Below are 19,350 nucleotides of genomic sequence, written 5' to 3' on the forward strand. Positions count from 1 at the left end.
GTCTCTTTGAGTGTCATTCAAATAAGCCTTGGGATTCACGCGCTCTCGGCATGTTTGCCGCCGCCCAGATACGCCGCCTTCACTTCCTCGTTGTCCAGCAACTGGGCCGGGGTTCCTTCGACCGTCAGGTTGCCGGTGACCAGCACATAGCCGCGGTCGGCAACGGAAAGCGCCATGTTGGCGTTCTGCTCCACCAGCAGGACGGTCGTGCCGCGCCCGCGTATGCTGCGTATCGTGGCGAACAACTGCTGCACGATGATGGGCGCCAGGCCCAGCGAAGGCTCGTCCAGCAGGAGCAGCTTGGGCTTGGACATCAAGCCGCGCGCGACGGCCAGCATTTGCTGCTGCCCGCCGGACAGGCTCCAGCCCAGCGCATCCGAAAGGCGCTGCAGATCCGGGAATATCTGGTACATCTCCTCCACCTCGCCTTCCACCTGCTGACGCGGCAGGCGGCCCCGGCCGGAGGCGCCTATCATGATGTTTTCCTTGACGGTCAGCCCGGGAAAAATACGCCTGCCTTCGGGCACGTGGGCGATGCCCAGGCGCACGATATGCTCGGGCTTGATGCGCGCGAGCGGCTTGCCATCGAACAGGATCTCCCCCTCGGTGACGGCGGTCAGCCCGGAAATGCTGCGCAGGGTGGTGCTTTTGCCGGCGCCATTGGCGCCCAGCAGCGTCACGATCTCGCCCTCCTCGACATGGAGGGAAATCCCTTTGAGCGCCTGTACATTGCCGTAAGCGCTGTGCACATTATGAAGTTCAAGCAGCGGCATGAGCGGGCTCTCCCAGATAGGCGGCGATGACATCGGGGTGGCGCAGCACCTCGACGGGTGTTCCTTCCGCAATCTTCTTGCCGAAATTGAGTACGGTGATCCGGTCCGAGACCTGCTCGATCAGGCCGATATCGTGCTCGATCAGGAAGACTGTCAGGCCGTGCCCGCGCAGCCGCTTGAGCAGTTCTCCCAGCCCTTTTTTCTCGGTCTGGTTGAGTCCGGCCGCCGGTTCGTCGAGCAGCAGGAATTTGGGATGGCCGGCCAGCGCGCGGGCAATTTCCACCAGGCGCTGATGGCCGTATGGCAGATTCCTGACGATCAGCTCGGCCTTGTCCGCCATGTCCACGAACTTGAGCGCCGACAGCGCCCGCGCGCGCAGGGCTTCGCGCCCCGGTTCGATGGGATTGTTGTCGCGCTGCGCCCCCACCATGACGTTTTCGATCACCGACATGGCCGGAAACAGCCGGATATTCTGGAAGGTGCGTCCTATGCCCAGCCCGGCCCGCTCATGCGGCGCCATTGCGGTGATATCCAGGCCATCGAAGACGATTTTCCCGCCGGTCGACTTATATATGCCGTTCAACACATTCAGCGTCGTGGTCTTGCCCGATCCATTCGGCCCGATGAGCGCATGCACGGTCCCGCGCGCGACCTCCAGCGAGATGCCGTCGACCGCCTTGACGCCGCCGAAGTACTTCTGGACATTTTCAATGCTCAGGATGGGCGCGGGATCGACGATAGGTATCTCCAGGTCCAGCGGCGCGATCGCCGCGACATCCACCGGCGCCGACTTGCGGCGGCGGCGGTCGAACGGGGCGCGCAGCAAGCCCCAGATGCCCGCGGGCAGGAATACCATGATCAGGATGACCGCCAGGCCGTATGCCGCCAGGTAGACCTCCTTCAGGAAGCGCAGCCATTCCGGCAGGAGAATCAACAGGCTGGTTCCCAAGGCGCCGCCAAATGCCGACTGCGCGCCGCCCAGCAAGACCATGGTCAGGAATTCGATGGATCGGGCGAAATTGAAATTGTCCGGACTGATGTAGGCAAAGCCGGCCGCGTAGAACGCCCCGCCCAGCCCCGCCAGCCCGGCGCTCAGGGTGAACGCAATCACTTTGACGCGCAGGGTGTTGACGCCGGTCACCTCGGCCGCCAGCTCGTTTTCGCGGACCGCCCGCATGGCGCGCCCCGTCCTGGTCTGCGGCAGCCACCATACGAAGAATATGGCGGCATACAGAACCGCGGTGCATAGCAGCAGATAGGCGCGATCGTCGGCCAGTTCATAGCCGAACAAAGACGGCCGCCCGATACCCGCGACGCCATCCGGGCCCTGCGTCACTTCCGACCAGTTGACCAGAACCAGATCGAAAATCTGCTGGAAGCTGATGGTGATCATGGCCAGATAATGACCGCCCAGCCGCAGCGTCGTCAGTCCGAGGACAAACCCCGCGACGGTGGCCACGCCTATGCCCATCAACAGCGTGATCCAGAAATTGAGCCCCAGCACCACTGTGCCCAGGCCGACGGCATAGGCCCCCAGGCCGAAAAAAGTCGCCTGCGCGAGGTTGATCTGCCCGGCATAGCCGAGCACGATCGTCATGCCAAGGACCGCGATCGAATACGTCGCCGCCTGCATGAATATATTCAATACATAGGGGCTGAACTGGAGCAGGAAAGGCGCCGCGGCGACCAGCAAGCCCAGGACAGTGAAGAATGCCAGGCGCCTGGCGGCGCGCGCCCGGGTGCCGGGCATGGCGGCCGGCCTTGCGGCGGTCGGCGGGATATCGGGAGAATGAGTATTTTTCATGCCTTCTCCGAGATCTTTTCGCCGAAAATACCCTGGGGCCTGAACAGCAGGAAGATGAACAACAGCAAGAACGCGAAGGCGTCCTTGTAAGGCACCGAGATGTAGTGCGCGCCGAAGCTTTCCACCACGCCCAGCAGAAGCCCGCCGACGATCGCGCCGGTCACGTCGCCGAAACCGCCGATGATGGTTGCGGAAAAGGCCTTGAGCGCGATGATGGAACCCATGCCGATGGAAACGAAGAGGATGGGTGAAACGAGTATGCCGGCCACGCCGCCGAGTACCGCGCTGTAGATGAAGGTGAACGCGATCATCGAGGCAACGGGAATGCCGACCAGGCGGGCCATGTCCTTGTCTTGCGAAGTGGCCTGCAGCTTCTTGCCCAGCAGCGTATGCTCGAAGAGAAAATACTGGAACCCGACCGCGATCGCCGTGACCGCCAGGATCACCAGGTATTGCGTGTCCATGAATACGCCGCCGAGCTCGATGCCCTGGGTCTTGAACACCCTTTGCATGGGCTTGGGCTGCGGGCCGAAGAAATACAGCACCGTGTTCTGCATGAAAATGGAAGCGCCGAGAGTGCTGATGATGACCGGCAGGAACGACCGGTGGCGCAAGGGGTAGTACACGCCCAGGTTGAAAACCATGCCGACGATGCCCATCACGAACAGGGCCAGTATGATGCTGAGCCAGTACGGCATGCCGCCGCTCATGAACGCCACCATCGCGAAGCCGCCCAGCATGGCAAAGTCGCCTTGCGCGAAGTTGACGACGTTGGTCGCCCGGATGATCAAGACGAATCCGAGCGCTACCAGGGAATAGATCGAGCCAAGCGCGAGCCCGGCGAACAACACTTGAAAATTTATTGCCAAAAACTCCATGCGGTCTTCTCCTCTGCTATTCCGGCTCTCTGGTTGACGCTGGAGCCATGGGGGACTGCTTTCGTAATTATTTTGCAGCAACGCAGCATCGGACCGCAGGGTAGTCTCCTCCCCTTGACCATCTGTGCCGGTCTATATATGATCCGATCGGAAATATCATTTTGCACGACTCTACCTTGTCGGTATCATCGAGTCAAGCCATATGAAGGAGTCGTTTTATGTCCCTTGGTCCGAAAATCAGCCGCTATTTGCGGGCAGCCGAAAACGATGCGCGGCCGACCATCGCCCGCCGTCCTTCGCTGGGCGACGAGGTATATGAAACGCTGCTGGCGCAGCTCATTGCATTGAAGATTGCGCCGAACAGCCGCATTTCGGTAGATGCCCTGGTGCGGGAAATGGGCGTTTCGCAAACGCCCATCCGGGCGGCGCTGATCCGGCTGGAAAGCGAAGGCCTGGTGGTCAAAACGCATAATGTCGGCTATAGCGCCGCGCCCATGCCCTCGCGCGCCAAGTTCGAACAGATATACGACCTGCGCCTGCTGCTCGAGCCCTATGCGGCGCAGCTCGCCACCAGGAAGCTGTCCAACGCATCGCGCAAAGAACTCGCGGCCCTGGCGCGAGCCATGTCCGAACCGGATAGCCAGAATGCAGAACGGGCTTATGGCAAGTTCGCGCTGCAGGACGCGAAGTTCCATGCGCTCATCGCCACCGAAAGCGGCAATGCCCTGGTGGCCGACGCGCTGGCGCGCACCTATGCCCATACCCATCTGTTCCGCCTGCGCTTCCATTCCGCGGTCACCGAAGGCGCTGTCGAGGAACATGCCAAGATCGTCGATGCCATGGCCGCGGTCGACCCCCTGGCCGCGCGGGAGGCCATGGAAAATCACATTCTGCGCTCGCAAGAACGCTGGAAGCCTTTTTTCGACACCATGGAATGATGGCGGTATTGAAACGTCCGGAGATGCGCCGTTCCGCCAGCCATGCTTAGTTCAAGGAAATGCCTGCCTTTTTAATGACCGCGCCCCATTTTTCCAAATCCGAGCTTATCTGGGACGCGATGGCCTCAGGCTTGCGGCTAATGGCCGTCATGCCGAGTTCCCGCACCCTGTCTTTAATGTCGGATGTTGCCATTGCCGTTTGCATCGCGCTTCGCAGCCTGACAACTTGTTCATCGGGTGTCCCGGACGGCGCAAAAATTCCCATCCAGGTCGAAAATTCGAAGCCGGGGATATTCGCTTCCTCGGCGATAGTCGGCAGATTGGAATATTCGGAATTGTTTGACAAGCTGGCGACCGCCAAAGGCCTGACTTTGCCGGACTCTATGTGAGGCTTGGCCTGAGATATTGCCTGAAATTGCACCTGCACGCGGCCGGCGAGCAGATCCATTACCGCTTGGGAACTCCCCTTGTATGGAACATGCGCCATTTCTATGCCGGTCAACGAACTGAAAAGTTCGGTGCCCAGATGATAGCTGCTGCCCACGCCGGAAGTCGAATAGTTCAATCTCCCCGGATCCGCTTTTGCATAGGCGATCAACTCCTTGACGCTATGCACCGGCACCGAAGGATGAACAACAAGAACGTTCTCATCATTGGCGATCAGGTCCAGGGGAACGAAGTCCTTTACTGGGTCAAATTGGATATCGGGCATCAGTAAAGGACCTGTTGTCATGGAGCTGCTGCTCGCCAGCAGCAATGTCAACCCGTCAGGCTTGGCATGGGCCACATATCGCGTTCCTATCGCGCCAGTCGCGCCCGGCTTGTTCTCGACGACAACGGTCTGCTGCAGTTCCGCTGACATTTTCTGCCCCACCAGCCGCGCTAAGACATCCGACGGCCCGCCAGCCGCGAACGGCACCACCAGCCGTATCGGCGCGACATCTTGCGCCAGGGCCAGGGACGATGCCCCTATGAGCGCGCTCAAAATGATTGCTTTCCCTATTTTTTTCATGCCTCTCTCCTTGGATTGCTCGAGATTGTGTGTTTCTCATTGGATTGTCGACTAAACATGGTATTAGTTAGCTGTTTACCGACAATATTTTAGAATTCGTATGAATTCGTTGACACAATATCATATACTCATTAATATTGACAACAATTTGATGGAAACGTGTAGTTTTCGTCGACAATTCAGGAACGAAGCCGGCGACGGGTCAGGGGATGCAGCGACTAAGGGATGGTGTAGACAATAAGGCTGAATATTTCAAATATTTAAGCCATTTTTATATTATTTATATCATTTCGCTTACAATTTTGCCGGCGCCATAAAGTAGCGATGGCAATTTCCGTAGTGATCTGTTCTCGTTGAAAGGAAAGAAAATGAAAAGGCAAGATGGTTTATTAGAGGAAACGGGGTCCCGCGCTGCCGGGACGGCATCGAAACCGGATGGCATCGACCGAAACAGCGGCGCGACCGCAGCGGCCATTACCGAAGCCACCATCGTTGCCGAAATTGAAGATCAATTGTGCGCGGGCACACTGCGGCCGGGCGACCGGATCAACGAAAGCGCCTACGCCGCAAGAATGGGATGCAGCCGGGGTCTCATAAGGGAAGCGCTTCGAACCTTGGAACACCTCGGCCTGGTACGCAGCGAACTGAATCGCGGAGTCGTCGTCATCGAGCTGTCCGCAAAAGAGGCACTGGATATATATGACTTGCGCGCTTCATTATTTTCATTGGCCTGCAAAATATCCTGCGCCAAAGCGTCCACAACATGGGTTCAGAACTTGGGCCGGCTGGTGGACCTCATGGACAAGGCCGTCGAGGAAGACAACATAGATGCTTATTATCCGATCAATGTAAGTTTTCACAATTTGATCATAGAGCGGTCGGAGAACAGCCGCTTGATCGATTTCTGGAAGCAGTTGGAACGCCAACTGCATTTGTTCCGCAGGCGGGGCCTAGTGTCTCCCGGCGCCATGCGTCTGTCGAACAGTGAACACCGCCGCATGGTGGAGGCTTTCAGCAGCGGCGACATCGTCGCGCTCGAAGCACTCGCCTATCGCCACATCAAAGAGGGAAAAATGCGCTTGTTAACCAGCGTCGCATCCTCTATTTAAATGGTCTTTTCTTTAGTTTTGGAGTTATTAAATGGGTCAGATCAAGAATCTCAATGAATATACGGAAGTCAAGAATCTCACCGCGGAGGTCGCCAGTTTTGTTGTCGACACTGCGGTCTCGGATTTGCCGCAGTCCGTAATCGACGCAGGCAAGAAGTCCATACTGGACGGCATCGGCCTCGGCATTGCGGGATCTATAGCGAAAAGCGGGCAAATCGTGAATTCATATCTGAAGGGATTGAATGCCGCGGGGGAGGCGACCGTAATTGGGACTTCGCTAAAGGTGCCGGCCCGCTTCGCCGCGTTCGCGAATGGCATAGCGATACATGCCGATGACTATGACGATACGCAATTGGCCAGCGGCAAGGACCGGGTTTACGGCTTGCTGACCCATCCCACGGCTCCCGCCCTTCCCGCGGCATTGGCAACCGCCGAAGTATTGGGAAAAAGCGGCGCGGAAACCATGCTCGCCTATCACCTGGGCGTGGAAATAGAATGCAAAATCGCGGAGGCCATTGATCCCCGCCACTATCAACATGGGTTTCACGCCACAGCAACATGCGGAACATTTGCCGCCGCCGCCGCGGCCGCTAAATTGCGCGGCCTGGGCAATGAAGAAATATTGAGAGCCCTGGCTATCGCAGGAAGCCAGTCCGCGGGCTTGCGCGAAAACTTTGGAACGATGACCAAGCCCTTTCATGCCGGCCGTTCGTCGGAAAGCGGAATCGTCGCGGTCGATTTCGCCACGGCCGGCTGGACGGCCACCGATAAGATTCTGGAGGCCAGCAGAGGTTTCTTCCGGGCGGCCGGCGGTGGATTTGATGCCGGCTCCATCGTTGGAAAACTGGGAGCGCCCTGGACATTCGCCGATCCCGGCGTGTCCATAAAGCCCCATCCTTCCGGTTCCTTGACACATCCCGGCATGACCAAGCTGCTTGAATTGATCATCGAGCATGACATCAAGCCGGAAGAAATTGTCCGCGTGGATGCAGGCACGAATCAGAACATGCCCAATGCCCTCATACACCACCGTCCGGCAAACGAACTGCAGGCAAAATTTTCCATGGAGTTCTGCCTGGCCATGTTATTGCTGGACAGGCGCGCCGGGCTGCGCGAATTCACTGACGAGGCTACGCAGCGGGACGATGTGAAACAGATGATTGAAAAAATCAACTTCCATGTACATCCGGAAGCGGAAAGCGCCGGCTATGACAAAATGACTACCATCCTCGACATCCACCTGACCAATGGCCGCCATATCCAGGGCCGGGCCGACTTCGGCAAAGGCAGCCCGGCCAATCCCATGAGCTATGACGAAGTGGCGGATAAATTCCGCGAGTGCTGCGATTATGCCAATTGGCCCAAGGACAAGGCTGAAAAAATCGTAGCCTTGGTGCAGGACATCGAAAACATCAAAAACATCAGGGAATTGACCCTGCTCTACACCGCAGCCGCCCGCTAGGCGCGCCTGTTTTTCTTTGAACCCCGGAAGCCCCGCTATGCGTATAGCCGTTAGCGCTTAGCGTGGCCGCCATCACCGGACGCATGACGTGAATCCAATGCCTTGGCAATGGGAATCGGCCGACAACAATTCATTCCATCGTGTTGCCGCCGATTTCAGGAAAGGGAAGAATACTCCGCGACAGTATCTTGAATGCTTTCTGGAGAATATCGCCAGATACGAAGGGAATGTAAAGGCGTTTACAGCGCTCAATATTGATAATGCGAGGCAATTGGCCGACGACTCCACGCGGCGCTATCAATCCGGAAAGGCCCTGTCCGAACTGGATGGATGTCCATTCGGCATTAAAGACATCATCGATACGGCAGATTTTCCCACTGAATGCGGCAGCCCTATCTTCAAGGGTTCACCAGCCAATTTCGATGCCGCTTGCGTTGAAGTCCTCAAGCGGGCCGGGGCCATCATTGTAGGGAAAACGGTGACGACGGAATTTGCCATCGGCGTTTCCGGTGTCACCCATAACCCCCATCGCCTTGGCCATACGCCCGGCGGGTCCTCCAGCGGCTCGGCCGCCGCCGTGGCTGCCAGCATGCTGCCCGTTGCCCTGGGTACGCAAACATTGGGATCCATCATCCGCCCGGCGTCCTTCTGTGGAATCGTGGGATTCAAGCCTAGCTATGGCGTGCTGCCTCTGGGCGGAGTCCATCCGGTTTCGGGATCGCATGATCACCTCGGAATACTCAGCGCCAATATCGACGATGCCTGGCTCACCGCCAGACTGCTTTCATCCCGCTCGGGAAGTCCGAACTTTCCCCCTTTATTACCGGGCCCGCAGGCAAGCGGATTTGGTCCGGACCGGCCGCCACGCCTGATACGGCTATATCTTGACGCCTGGCTTTCAGAAACTTCCACACCCTTGCGGGAAGCCATGGACCTTTATATCGACCAGCTTAGGGAACAGGGGATTTCGATCGCGGATAAAAACAATACTCGAGAAATCGCTGAACTCGAAGATGCCATCAGCAAATTCTCACCCGATTCCAGGGAGATGATTGCATATGACATGCGTTGGCCTTACATGCAATATCGTTCGCGCTACCCAGGCATGCTCAGCGACAAAATCATGGAATTATTGGAATTGTCGGAGTCCGTTACTTCCGAAGCCTATGCCGGATATTTAAGCAATAGAAAGAAAATACGCGACCTTGTCAGAACCGCAGTCGGCAATGCCGATGGATTCATCACTTTATCCGCGCCCACGCCCGCTCCTCCGGGGCTGGAATTTACCGGCAGCCGTAATTATGCCGCCCTGTGGTCCTTGCTCGGATTTCCCGCATTCAGCCTGCCAATATTGAAAACCGACGACTTGCCGGTCGGCGTTCAAATCATGCATGTCGATAACCATGATGCTGTTCTGTACGAGCTTGCTTCCTGGCTGATGAAAACCCGCCACGCCTCCGCATGAAAACGGCCGGCATTCCCGAATCCACTTACTACCGAATATGAATATGCAAAAACAACAACATGTTGACAGGAAAACTTATCGGATCGCCGCGATACCCGGGGATGGCATAGGGAATGAAGTGATGACCGAAGGCCTCAAGGTTATGCGCGCGGCAGCTGCCCGATTCGATATCGACCTTGATTTTGTCTCTTTCGACTGGGCCAATTGCGACTATTTTTTGAAGACGGGCAGCATGATGCCAGCCAACTGGAAAGACCTGTTGACTGGCTTTGATTCCATCTACTTCGGCGCGGTGGGATGGCCGGATAAAGTACCCGATCACATCTCTCTCTGGGGTTCGCTATTGAAGTTCCGGCGCGAGTTCGATCAGTACATAAATTTACGTCCGGTCCGGCTTTTTGAAGGCGTACCCTGCCCTCTTGCCCATAAAAAACCGGGAGATATCGACTTTATCGTGGTCCGGGAAAATACCGAAGGCGAATACACGTCACTCGGAGGAAAGATGTTCGAGGATACCGATAGGGAATTCGTCATACAGGAGTCCATATTCAGCCGCATCGGTACCGACCGGGTCTTGAAATTTGCCTTCGAACTGGCGCAATCCCGGGCGCGGCGGCGCCTGACCGTCGCGACAAAATCCAATGGCATCGCCATCAGCATGCCTTATTGGGATGAGAGGGCGCATGCCATGGGGGAAAGATTTCCCGAGGTTGCGGTCGACCTTCAACATATCGATATTCTTGCGGCGCGTTTCGTCCTGCAGCCAGATCGCTTCGATGTGGTTGTCGCTTCCAATTTGTTCGGAGATATTCTTTCCGATCTCGGGCCGGCATGTGCTGGAACAATTGGGTTGGCGCCGTCGGCCAACCTGAATCCCGAGCGCCTTTTTCCATCCCTTTTTGAACCGGTACATGGATCGGCGCCGGACATTTCCGGCCGGAACATAGCCAATCCTATTGCCATGATATGGTCGGGGGCGCTCATGTTGAATTTCTTCGGAGAAACCGCCGGCCATCAGCGCAAAAATTTCCGCGAGGCGCATGACGCCGTCCTGCTGGCGATAGAACAGGTGCTTCGGAATGGGCCTCGCACTCCCGACCTGGGAGGAGCGGCCAGTACTTCCGACATGGGCGACGCTATCGCTCGGCTCGTAAGCGATGGCGACACGCATCGATAACTATATCCGCTACACCGGCTGCGGCTTGCTTGCGGCCTGCCGGTTTTCGTAGACCTGTAAATGGCAGTATGCGGCGCGCGTCAAAGGCGCGTCCAGCCCGGCGAGCGCCGCGCGCGCGGCCATGTCGCCGACGATGTCATCGGCCTCCAGGCGTGCCACCCCATGCGCAATGTCCCTGGCCATGGAGGCAGCCCAGTCCGAGGCCCGATCCAGCAGGCGGCTCTCCATCCGCGCCACGACATCCGGCGCCAGCTCGCGCCCGGCGGCGGCCGCAACGCCGCGGCATTCCGCCATCGCCCTGGCCATCAGCGCCCCGCCCTCCCTGGTTGCCATGATATCGCCCACCGTGCCGCGCATCAGGCAGGTCATCAAGGCGCCCGTGGCGACCATTACCCATTTGTCCCACAATACCTGTTCGACGTCGTCCGCAAGCGACCGTACACCCGGCGTGGCCGCAATCAGGGAATGGAAATCGCGGGCCAGCGCCCGCATTTCTTCCGACCGGGCGCCGGCGATGACCACATCGTTGGCCCCATAGTGATGGATGTCCCCGGCGCTGTCCAGCATGGTGGCGATATACGCCGCTCCGCCCAGCACCCTGGCCTTGCCGAAGCGCGCGTCCAGCCTGTCATAGACGGACAGGCCGTTGACGAATGGCAGGATGCCCGTCGATGGGCCGGCCGCCGGCGCAATGGCGGCCATCGCGGAGTCGAGGTCGTAGGCCTTGCAGGCCAGCAGGATGAGGCTGTAGTCCGCCTTCACGCCGTCGGGGCCTGGCGTGTTCACCTGTCGCCGGAAATTTCCCAGTTCGCTATGGACGACCAGGCCATGGGCCTGCAAGGCTTTCGCGCGCGCGGGCCGGACAAGAAAGCTGACGTCGGCGCCCGCTTCGATAAGCCGCGCGCCGTAGTAGCCGCCGATGGCGCCGGCGCCCAGAACGAGTATCTTCATGATTGATCCTTCAAGGTTAAAGTGAATACGCGCACGCCATCTACCCGACAGACCCGGACAATATGGGTTTGCGCAATTGCCGCCGTCCGAACCAACTGCCGGAGGCAACCGCCCAGACAATGATGATGCCGTACAGGCACATGGCGATGGCCAGCGTCGAGAAAAAAGCGGACATCGAACCGGTAAGGGAAAGCACCAGCCCGCCGGCGCCCGCGCAGACCAGCAGCCGCAGCAGGCCCGCCAGCAGCGGCCATTTCAGCCGGCCAGCGCCTTGCGATGCGAAATAAAGGGAAAAGCCCAGGCCGAAGAATCCGTAGAATGGCCCGACAATGCGCAGGTACGCCGCGCCGGTGTTCAGCATGCTCTCGTCCACGCCAAAAAGCCGCAGCCATGCATAAGGCCAGACCGCGGCCGCGATGCCGACGGCTTCCGTCAACAGAAAAGCCATCGCTCCGCCCACCAGGGCAATATGCAGCGCCCGCTCGCGCTGGCCCGCCCCGATGTTGGAACCCACCATTGCCACCATGGGCGCGCCCAGTCCGAAAGCGATAGGCAGGAGGAAGTACTCGAGGCGCACAGCCGTTCCATAGCCGGCCAGCGCCGCGGTGCCCGCGTAGCTTCCCACCAGGGCGGTGGTCAGGGCGATAATGGCATTGGTCAATACCGAATTGAATGAAGCCAGCCCGCCGACAAGCAGGATGCCGCGCATCAATCCAAGGCGCAGGCGCCCCAGAACCAGCCTTGCGGCGTTTTTGCCAGACAGGCAATACCAGCCCAGTATCACGGTGCCCACGCCGTAGTAAACGAGCAGCGCCCAGCCGCCGCCCGCCACGCCCAATTCGGGAAACGGGCCAATGCCGAAGATCAGGCATGGTGAAATCGGGATGAGCACCAGCGCCCCGCCGCAGATCACCGCCCCCGGAACCAGCATGTTTCCCGTGCCGCGGATGACACTGGCGAACGCGTTCATCAGCCACAGCAGGACAATGCCGCCGAAAATCACATTGGAATAGGACAAGGCGGCGTCGAGCGCCGCCCCGTCGGCCCCAAGGGCCCGATAGAGTTGCGGGCCGAACCACAGCAGAAGAATGGAGAAGACCACCCCCAGGCCGGCATTCAATACCACGGCGTGCAGCACCAGCTGATTGGCTTCGGCCGTCCGCCCGGCGCCCAGCGTGCGCGCGACCGCCGAAGAAATGCCTCCGCCCATGGCGCCCTGGGACATATTCTGCATCAGCATCAGGACTGGAACCACGACGGCCACCCCGGCGAGCACCTCGGTGCCCAGTTTTGCCAGAAACCAGGTCTCTATCAAGCCCGTGGTGGACTGCGCGAGCATCATCAGCACATTCGGCCACCCCAGCCGCAGCAGGGTCGGGACTATCGGCCCTTCCAGCATGGCGCGCAGCCTGGGATTGGCCGTGCGCTTCTCGGTGGCTGGGGCGGGACTCGTGGACATTGCGGCTGGCCTTGGGCATTGATTTTTCGCAGCGCCTCAATCGGGACAGCATCCAGGTATTGGCATATGCAGGTATATTCCGGAATTTACAGGCATATGCCAATACTTGTCAACATGCAGTAAACTTCGTCCTGCCCGACGCGCCGATGCCATCCCGGACTTGCAGCGACCGTCGCAAACCACGCCACACCCCTGCGGAATCGCTATGCCCGAATCGATTATCAAAGACCCCAATTTGTGCAATGGCGCAGCCCTGCGCAAGGCAACCCGGCGCATCACACAGCTTTACGACTCGGTGCTGGCGCCCTGCGGGCTGCGCGTGTCGCAACGTTCCATCCTTGTTCACGTCGACAGGGCCGGCAATCCCACCATGACGGATCTCGCCCGCGCCATGGTGCTGGACCGCTCGGCGCTGGCCCATAACCTGAAACCGCTGGAGCGCGACGGCTACGTCGTCCAGGAACGCGATGAACAGGACGGCCGCAGCAGGCGTGTGCGCCTTACCCCGCTGGGGCGGCAAAAACTGACCGAGTCCACCCGTCTCTGGCGCCAGGCGCAGAAGCGATTCGAGACCGCTTATGGCGCGGATCGGGCGGCGGCATTGCGCGCAGCATTGTCCGATATCTACTCGGACGACTTCACGGCTGCCTTCAACAGGCCCTGACCCGCCGCGGCCTCTGGGTCGGGCTATTCTTGACGATTGAAAAAATATCTGCCTGTGGACAAGTACAGGAGAGGCTCCTTGTGCACAGCCTGTGGACAGCCGCGGAACAACCCGGCCGTTTCAACTCCGCCAAAAAGTTATGCCCGTTTCATCCACGCTGAAAACACAAGTTGTGCGTGTCGGAAAAACCCCGCAAGCGCTTGAATTCAAAAACACTATCGAGGTTGTTCCAGTTATCCACAGACACCCATTAGTATTAGTCTTTATATATAGAAAAGATAGCAAACAAAACAGCAATACCGCTATTCCCCGTCCAAACCGCCAGCCCCAAAACGGGGCAAAAGCGCAGGTATACTGCTGGCAAGAGAGGACGGCACGAAACCAGTCCGATCGAAATTCCCGGATAGTGGTCACGTTTCCTTCATTGCGGTTTATGATCGGATAAAACTGCATTTTTGCGCCCCACAGCGCCCGGCTTCTTGTCGTTTCCGGCAAACGGCAAGGCCGATCACGGAAACCGACTCACTATCTATGCATCTGGTACAACGCCTTCCCGAAAATCCTCTGGACATCATCGGCGACATTCACGGCGAATATTCCGCGCTGCTCGCGCTGCTGGGCCGCCTGGGCTACGACAAGCATGGCAGGCACAGCAAGGATAGAAAACTGGTGTTCGTGGGCGATTTGTGCGATCGCGGCCCGGACAGCCAGGGCGTTATCGAACTCGTCCAACACCTGATCCAGCAGGGCAATGCCCAGGCCGTGCTGGGCAATCATGAAATCAATTTGCTGATCGACGACGTCAAAGACGGTTCGGGCTGGTTTTTCGATGAGCGCTACGAACGCGATCTGAAAAACTATGCGCCGTTTCGCCGCACGCCGCCTGGACAGCGCGAGGCCGTAAGAAGCTTTCTGCGTGGCCTGCCCATAGTCCTGCAGCGCGACGACATCAGGGTCGTGCACGCCGCCTGGACAGACCCCACGATAGAAGCCATCAGCGCGGTGCCGATAGGAAATATCGTGGAGCAGTTCAGGATCTGGGACAGGCTCGCGCAGGCCACCGCCAATGCTTCGGGCTTGTACCAGCGCTACCTGGATGAGAAAAAGCAATGGGCGAAAGAACTGGAAGACGAGCATACCCCTCCCCCGTTCCTGCATTCCATCGCCGAATACGAGGCCACACAGCAAATGGTCAACCCTCTGAAGGTGCTGACCTCGGGTGTCGAACAAAAGGCCGCCACGCCCTTTTTTGCCGGCAACCGGTGGCGATTTTCCGACCGGGTAAGCTGGTGGGACGACTATGCCGATACCGTTCCCGTCGTTATCGGCCATTATTGGCGCATGCATCGCCCGCAAAGCGGACAAATGTCGCCCCGCTATAGCCAGCTCTTCAAGGATATCGCGCCCATGGCATGGCACGGAAAGAACCATAATGTGTTCTGCGTGGACTTTTCGGTGGGCGCGAGATGGCGCGATCGGAAGGTCAATCGCGCCATAGACCAGTCACGCTTCAAACTTGCCGCCTTGCAATGGCCCGAGAACCAGGTGGTTTTCGATACCGGCGAGGTATTTTCCACTCATTGACCGCAACAGGCCCCATGTACACGCCCAGCGCATTTGAACTCACCGACCCTGATTCACAACGGCAATTCATCGACCATTATCCTCTGGGTACGCTCGTGGTCCAGGAAAAAGGCGATCTGCTTGCCACGCATTTGCCATTTCTGCAGCAGCCGGAGCCGGCCCAGGGCGCCGGGCTGCTGCAGGCCCACATCGCCAGGAACAACGCGGAATTCGCCTGTCTGCCGGACGGCACCGCGGTGCTGGCGGTTTTTCAAGGACCCCATGCGTATATCTCGCCTTCCTGGTATCCGACCAAGGCGAGCACGCAAGGCAAGGCTGTGCCGACCTGGAATTATGTATCGGTGCATGTGCACGGAAAGCTGACGGTCAAGACCGATCCTGCATGGCTGCTGGTGCACCTTGAGCGGCAGACTGCGCGCTATGAGCAGGGCCGGCCCGACCCGTGGTCTATACACGATGCCCCGCGCGACTATATCGACACGATGCTGCAGCATATCGTGGGCCTGGAAATCAGCATCGAGCGCATCGAAGGCAAGGCCAAGCTCAGCCAGAACCGGCCCCTTGCCGACAGACAGGGCGTCATCCATGGCCTGACGGACCCGCTGCAGCCTTCTATAGGCTCCGTGTTCAATGGCGAGATCGCCCGCTTGATGCGGAACAGCCTGAAGCCTGATTAAGCCCCTGCGCGGCGTGGTTTGCCTTCGCTTTGCCCCATGCATGTAAAGGATGCCGCCCGCGCCTGAAAGTTCCAGCGGCATCGCGTTTACGTTATGTAACAAAATAAAAACCGTTATAAAACCGGCCGCGCAAATATTTCCTCTGTGGATAACTACTAAGGCGAGCGGCTGTGCATAGCCTGTGGATGAGCGCGGCATAAGCCCTGGTTTTCTCTGGCCCTCGAAAGTTATGCCTATTCCATCCACTCGGAAAACAGAGCTTGTCCTTATCGAAAAAGATGCGCAAGTGTATGAATCCAAAGGCCTGATTGCAGTTGTTCCAGTTATCCACAGACACCCATTAGTATCAGTCTTTATAAATAACAAAAATAATAAACAACCAAAGTGGAAGCCTCGTATGGCGCGCCAGGGCTGCTTGCCCTGGCACCGGGATGGGCATGTATACTTCGGTCATTCGCTGGCATGAGGCTTTGCGCTGAACCAGGATTCGGGTCCTGTTCACAGGCAAGACATAAAAAGCCCCGCTCGCGGCGGGGCTGGGGATGGGCGGGGCGGCGGTCAAACGATGGCGAGTTTGGCCAAGGCGGCATCCAGGGTGTGGTCTTGCTTGGCGAAGCAGAATCGGACCAGCTGGTGATTCGATTCCTTGGCGTCCGGCTGCCGATAAAAGGCGGAAATCGGAATGACGCCCACGCCATGCGTCGTGGTCAGCCATCGTGCGAACTCGGCTTCGGGGAGGTCGGATATCGCGCTGTAGTCGGCCAGCAGGAAGAAAGTGCCTTGGCTGGGCATGGGAACAAAGCGGGTCTTCGCCAGGCCTCGAGCCAGCCTGTCGCGTTTTTCCTGATAAAAATCCGACAGCTCCATATAAGGTTTCGGATCTTTCATATAGTGGGCCAGGGCCACCTGCATCGGGGAGCTCACCGTAAACACCATGAACTGATGAACCTTGCGCATTTCGGCCGAGATGTGCTTGGGGGCGCAGCAATAGCCCACTTTCCATCCAGTGGTGTGGTAGGTTTTGCCGAAAGATGAAATGACGATGGCGTTGGCTGCGATGGACTCCCTGCGCGCCAGGCTTTGGTGTTGTTGACCATCGAAAATTATGTGCTCATACACCTCGTCGGACAAAAGCATGATGCCGGTTTCATCCACAATGCGCTCGAGCCAGTCCAGGTCGCTTTCCTGAAGGTTGATGCCCGTCGGGTTGTGCGGGAAGTTGATGATCAGCATGCTCGTTGCAGGCGTAATGGCGTCGCGCACATGCTGCCAGTCGACACGGTATAAAGGGGTCTGCTCGGTCGGCGGCAGCATGGCCACGATAACGGGCGTGCCGCCCGCCAGCTGTATGGCGGGAATGTACAGATCGTAAAACGGTTCGATGACCAATACTTCGTCGCCGGGCTTCACGAAAGCCAGAATGCTGGCCATCAGGGCCTCGCTCGCGCCGCTGGTCACGGTTACCTCGGTGTCGGGGTCATAGTAGTGGCCATACAGCGCTTGCGTCTTGGCGGAGATGCCCTGGCGCAAGGCGGGGATACCGGCCATGGGGGGATATTGGTTGTGTCCCTCCTGCATCGCCCTGTTGACCTCGCTTAGCAGCGCGGCGGCCGGATTGAAGTCCGGGAAGCCCTGCCCCAGGTTGATCGCTTTGTGTTCAGTGGCCAGTTGGCTCATGATGGTGAAAATGGTCGTGCCTACACCGGGCAGCTTGGATTGGAAATTCATGTTATGGCTTGTGTGGGGTTGAAAAATTCAGGAGGCCAGGGCTTACCTTAGCGGTAAATTCAAAAAAGCGGCCTTGCGGCTTGTGCATGCAGGAAAAATACCACACTGGGGTAAACAAGTATTTGATAAAGCATTCCGGCGTGGTTATGCTCATGCTTGCTTTGTAATCAAGTCGTGCGCAGGCATCGCGGTTGGTAATCATAAACTTTAAGTGTCAAATAATTGGCGCCTGTTGTGTGTGGTGAGGTCGTTTTTGTCAGTGTCCTTGGTACATGGCTTTTTTGTTTACTTTTAGGACGCTACGCATCATGGCTCAGAAGGGCAAAGTTAAATGGTTCAATGCCGATAAAGGCTTTGGTTTTATTACTCCGGACGAAGGCGGCGCTGATGTGTTTGCCCATTTCTCGGCAATCGAAGGCCGCGGTTATCGCAGCTTGAACGAAGGCCAGGAAGTAGAGTTCGAGGTCAAAGATGGCCCCAAGGGGCTGCAAGCGGCGGAAATTCGCCCGCTGTAAATATATCTGCTGTATAGCTGGTTCAAATTGTAAAACGCCCCGCTTCCGAGCGCGGGCGTTTTTTTATTGGCCGGCGCGATTGACTGGTCTTGCTGATTATCCGATGTCTTGGAAGCATGCTTCTTCGGGAGACTCGGCGGCTGGAAGCGGAAATTTATACTCTCCTTTTCCACAGCTTTATCCACAGTTGGAACTTGTCTTGCTCTATGGGGCATGCTCGAAGGGCTGATTCTCCATCAATTGAAATTTTCCGGGGGATCAATCGACGGATTAGATATCCACTGTTTGTCCACTGCGTTTCCCACAGGCTTATCCACAGGATCGCCTGCTTATTATGATTAGGCCATTTACCTTATCCCGCCGGATCCAGGAGTTTTATTTTCAAACCCCGGATGCATTGCCTTTGCAAAGGGAAAACACGATTGTTCCACGTGAAACATGGATATGGGGTCGCATATTTTTTATGAGGCGGTTGGAGAATCAAAATCGATTCACTATGTATGCTACGGAGATGCATTTCTTGGAACGGCGGTATTAACGGCGGCATTGTTGGATGCGGAATCGAAATATGTATGTTTAAAATCAATAGCTTATATCAATATCTGAGAGGCTCCGTCTGCGGGCGATGGCTTCCTGCTCGGGATGTTCCGTTTGCGCTGTGGCTTGCAATCCAATCCGCTGCGGCGACAGCTTGTGTCTATGCTTATCTTGGTCGGAGGGTTGGTTTGGTCTGCGGGCTGGCAAGCGGTCCTGTTCATTCCGCCTCGGCGTTGTGTGGGCTTTGGACTATTCCGGCTGACACTTGACCTGTCATATAGCAAGCACTTGGCGTCCCGGTGCGCTTGGCGGCCGCATCGACCATGTTTCGACAGAGGTTCATGTTCCACGTGACTCCCTATTTTCTTTGGCTTGCAGCCATCTGAAAAAAGCCATTGCTTATCTCCAAACCGACCCAGGGAGTTGCCAAGGCTAGCGTCGTTAGGCCGGCGTGGATTCGGTTCTTCTTAACACGCCGCTTGGCTGTTGGGGGTGTCCTTAACACGCCGCTGTCGCGGTGGGGGAAGGTAGCGGTCCGCGTGGCCTGGTCCGCCGCCCAGCGCGGCGGACCCCGCCTCGCCTCGCTCGTCCGCGCCTTCGCGCTGCCTTCGCGGCCG

The 19,350-nt window shown here is 57.9% G+C and carries 16 protein-coding genes; 9 read left to right on the top strand and 7 right to left on the bottom strand.

Annotation, left to right across the window (positions count from 1 at the left end):
* Positions 1-35 precede the first annotated feature (35 nt).
* From BUB23_RS10640 to BUB23_RS10650, 3 genes are read right to left on the bottom strand one after another with little or no spacing between them, the layout of a single operon-like run.
* A complete protein-coding gene (locus BUB23_RS10640) occupies positions 36-767 on the bottom strand; it encodes an ABC transporter ATP-binding protein (RefSeq protein ID WP_218598941.1) in 732 nt (243 codons plus the stop codon).
* A complete protein-coding gene (locus BUB23_RS10645; protein ID WP_218598931.1) occupies positions 760-2,577 on the bottom strand; it encodes a branched-chain amino acid ABC transporter ATP-binding protein/permease in 1,818 nt (605 codons plus the stop codon). Before BUB23_RS10645 ends, BUB23_RS10640 begins: the two co-directional genes overlap by 8 nt.
* Positions 2,574-3,455: a branched-chain amino acid ABC transporter permease gene (locus BUB23_RS10650; protein WP_218598933.1), complete on the bottom strand. Its 882-nt coding sequence runs from the start codon at positions 3,453-3,455 to the stop codon at positions 2,574-2,576. The genes BUB23_RS10645 and BUB23_RS10650 overlap by 4 nt, the downstream gene beginning before the upstream one ends.
* A gap of 218 nt (positions 3,456-3,673) precedes the next feature.
* Between BUB23_RS10650 and BUB23_RS10655 the strand changes: the two genes are divergently transcribed.
* Positions 3,674-4,393 (top strand): GntR family transcriptional regulator, encoded by a 720-nt coding sequence (locus BUB23_RS10655; protein WP_084135945.1) that lies wholly within the window; start codon positions 3,674-3,676, stop codon positions 4,391-4,393.
* Positions 4,394-4,439: 46 nt separating this feature from the next.
* Here BUB23_RS10655 and BUB23_RS10660 read toward each other — a convergent pair whose 3' ends face one another.
* Entirely contained in the window at positions 4,440-5,405 is a 966-nt protein-coding gene (locus BUB23_RS10660) for a Bug family tripartite tricarboxylate transporter substrate binding protein (protein ID WP_073103064.1), read from the bottom strand.
* A 368-nt stretch (positions 5,406-5,773) separates the two neighbouring features.
* Between BUB23_RS10660 and BUB23_RS10665 the strand changes: the two genes are divergently transcribed.
* The 4 genes from BUB23_RS10665 to BUB23_RS10680 all read left to right on the top strand — a co-directional run bounded on the left by BUB23_RS10665 (position 5,774) and on the right by BUB23_RS10680 (position 10,618).
* The gene (locus tag BUB23_RS10665) at positions 5,774-6,514 is read left to right on the top strand and encodes a GntR family transcriptional regulator (RefSeq protein ID WP_084135946.1); all 741 of its coding nucleotides are present in this window, start codon (positions 5,774-5,776) and stop codon (positions 6,512-6,514) included.
* A gap of 31 nt (positions 6,515-6,545) precedes the next feature.
* Positions 6,546-7,976: an MmgE/PrpD family protein gene (locus tag BUB23_RS10670; protein WP_073103065.1), complete on the top strand. Its 1,431-nt coding sequence runs from the start codon at positions 6,546-6,548 to the stop codon at positions 7,974-7,976.
* A 97-nt stretch (positions 7,977-8,073) separates the two neighbouring features.
* Complete coding sequence (locus tag BUB23_RS10675; RefSeq protein ID WP_073103066.1) at positions 8,074-9,441, top strand: amidase; 1,368 nt, start codon at positions 8,074-8,076, stop codon at positions 9,439-9,441.
* A 43-nt stretch (positions 9,442-9,484) separates the two neighbouring features.
* Positions 9,485-10,618, top strand: coding sequence for a tartrate dehydrogenase (locus tag BUB23_RS10680; protein ID WP_073103131.1), 1,134 nt, complete (start codon positions 9,485-9,487; stop codon positions 10,616-10,618).
* 9 nt (positions 10,619-10,627) lie between these two features.
* Here BUB23_RS10680 and BUB23_RS10685 read toward each other — a convergent pair whose 3' ends face one another.
* Both BUB23_RS10685 and BUB23_RS10690 read right to left on the bottom strand, forming a co-directional pair.
* Entirely contained in the window at positions 10,628-11,569 is a 942-nt protein-coding gene (locus BUB23_RS10685; protein WP_073103067.1) for a ketopantoate reductase family protein, read from the bottom strand.
* 40 nt (positions 11,570-11,609) lie between these two features.
* Positions 11,610-13,028, bottom strand: coding sequence for an MATE family efflux transporter (locus BUB23_RS10690; protein ID WP_073103068.1), 1,419 nt, complete (start codon positions 13,026-13,028; stop codon positions 11,610-11,612).
* 205 nt (positions 13,029-13,233) lie between these two features.
* Between BUB23_RS10690 and BUB23_RS10695 the strand changes: the two genes are divergently transcribed.
* The 3 genes from BUB23_RS10695 (at position 13,234) to BUB23_RS10705 (ending at position 15,953) form a co-directional block, all read left to right on the top strand.
* Positions 13,234-13,692, top strand: coding sequence for a MarR family winged helix-turn-helix transcriptional regulator (locus tag BUB23_RS10695; RefSeq protein ID WP_073103069.1), 459 nt, complete (start codon positions 13,234-13,236; stop codon positions 13,690-13,692).
* 531 nt (positions 13,693-14,223) lie between these two features.
* Positions 14,224-15,276 (top strand): metallophosphoesterase, encoded by a 1,053-nt coding sequence (locus BUB23_RS10700; RefSeq protein ID WP_073103070.1) that lies wholly within the window; start codon positions 14,224-14,226, stop codon positions 15,274-15,276.
* A gap of 14 nt (positions 15,277-15,290) precedes the next feature.
* Positions 15,291-15,953, top strand: coding sequence for an FMN-binding negative transcriptional regulator (locus BUB23_RS10705; RefSeq protein ID WP_073103071.1), 663 nt, complete (start codon positions 15,291-15,293; stop codon positions 15,951-15,953).
* A gap of 558 nt (positions 15,954-16,511) precedes the next feature.
* Here the strand turns inward: BUB23_RS10705 and BUB23_RS10710 are convergent.
* Positions 16,512-17,681, bottom strand: a complete 1,170-nt coding sequence (locus BUB23_RS10710; protein ID WP_073103072.1) for a methionine aminotransferase — start codon at positions 17,679-17,681, stop codon at positions 16,512-16,514.
* Between the two features lie 308 nt (positions 17,682-17,989).
* Here BUB23_RS10710 and BUB23_RS10715 point away from each other — a divergent pair, with 308 nt between their 5' ends.
* A complete protein-coding gene (locus BUB23_RS10715) occupies positions 17,990-18,196 on the top strand; it encodes a cold-shock protein (protein WP_073103073.1) in 207 nt (68 codons plus the stop codon).
* The last annotated feature ends 1,154 nt before the right edge of the window (positions 18,197-19,350 follow it).

The organism is Pollutimonas bauzanensis (assembly GCF_900129885.1).
In the GTDB taxonomy this organism is placed as follows: Bacteria; Pseudomonadota; Gammaproteobacteria; order Burkholderiales; family Burkholderiaceae_B; genus Pollutimonas; species Pollutimonas bauzanensis.

Bases quoted from the DNA above. Each gene is read 5' to 3' on its own strand.
- BUB23_RS10680 (WP_073103131.1), top strand. From the start codon at position 9,485: ATGCAAAAACAACAACATGTTGACAGGAAAACTTATCGGATCGCCGCG.
- BUB23_RS10685 (WP_073103067.1), bottom strand. From the start codon at position 11,569: ATGAAGATACTCGTTCTGGGCGCCGGCGCCATCGGCGGCTACTACGGC.
- BUB23_RS10690 (WP_073103068.1), bottom strand. From the start codon at position 13,028: ATGTCCACGAGTCCCGCCCCAGCCACCGAGAAGCGCACGGCCAATCCC.
- BUB23_RS10645 (WP_218598931.1), bottom strand. From the start codon at position 2,577: ATGAAAAATACTCATTCTCCCGATATCCCGCCGACCGCCGCAAGGCCG.
- BUB23_RS10700 (WP_073103070.1), top strand. From the start codon at position 14,224: ATGCATCTGGTACAACGCCTTCCCGAAAATCCTCTGGACATCATCGGC.
- BUB23_RS10655 (WP_084135945.1), top strand. From the start codon at position 3,674: ATGTCCCTTGGTCCGAAAATCAGCCGCTATTTGCGGGCAGCCGAAAAC.
- BUB23_RS10695 (WP_073103069.1), top strand. From the start codon at position 13,234: ATGCCCGAATCGATTATCAAAGACCCCAATTTGTGCAATGGCGCAGCC.
- BUB23_RS10715 (WP_073103073.1), top strand. From the start codon at position 17,990: ATGGCTCAGAAGGGCAAAGTTAAATGGTTCAATGCCGATAAAGGCTTT.
- BUB23_RS10670 (WP_073103065.1), top strand. From the start codon at position 6,546: ATGGGTCAGATCAAGAATCTCAATGAATATACGGAAGTCAAGAATCTC.
- BUB23_RS10650 (WP_218598933.1), bottom strand. From the start codon at position 3,455: ATGGAGTTTTTGGCAATAAATTTTCAAGTGTTGTTCGCCGGGCTCGCG.
- BUB23_RS10660 (WP_073103064.1), bottom strand. From the start codon at position 5,405: ATGAAAAAAATAGGGAAAGCAATCATTTTGAGCGCGCTCATAGGGGCA.
- BUB23_RS10705 (WP_073103071.1), top strand. From the start codon at position 15,291: ATGTACACGCCCAGCGCATTTGAACTCACCGACCCTGATTCACAACGG.
- BUB23_RS10710 (WP_073103072.1), bottom strand. From the start codon at position 17,681: ATGAATTTCCAATCCAAGCTGCCCGGTGTAGGCACGACCATTTTCACC.
- BUB23_RS10675 (WP_073103066.1), top strand. From the start codon at position 8,074: ATGCCTTGGCAATGGGAATCGGCCGACAACAATTCATTCCATCGTGTT.
- BUB23_RS10665 (WP_084135946.1), top strand. From the start codon at position 5,774: ATGAAAAGGCAAGATGGTTTATTAGAGGAAACGGGGTCCCGCGCTGCC.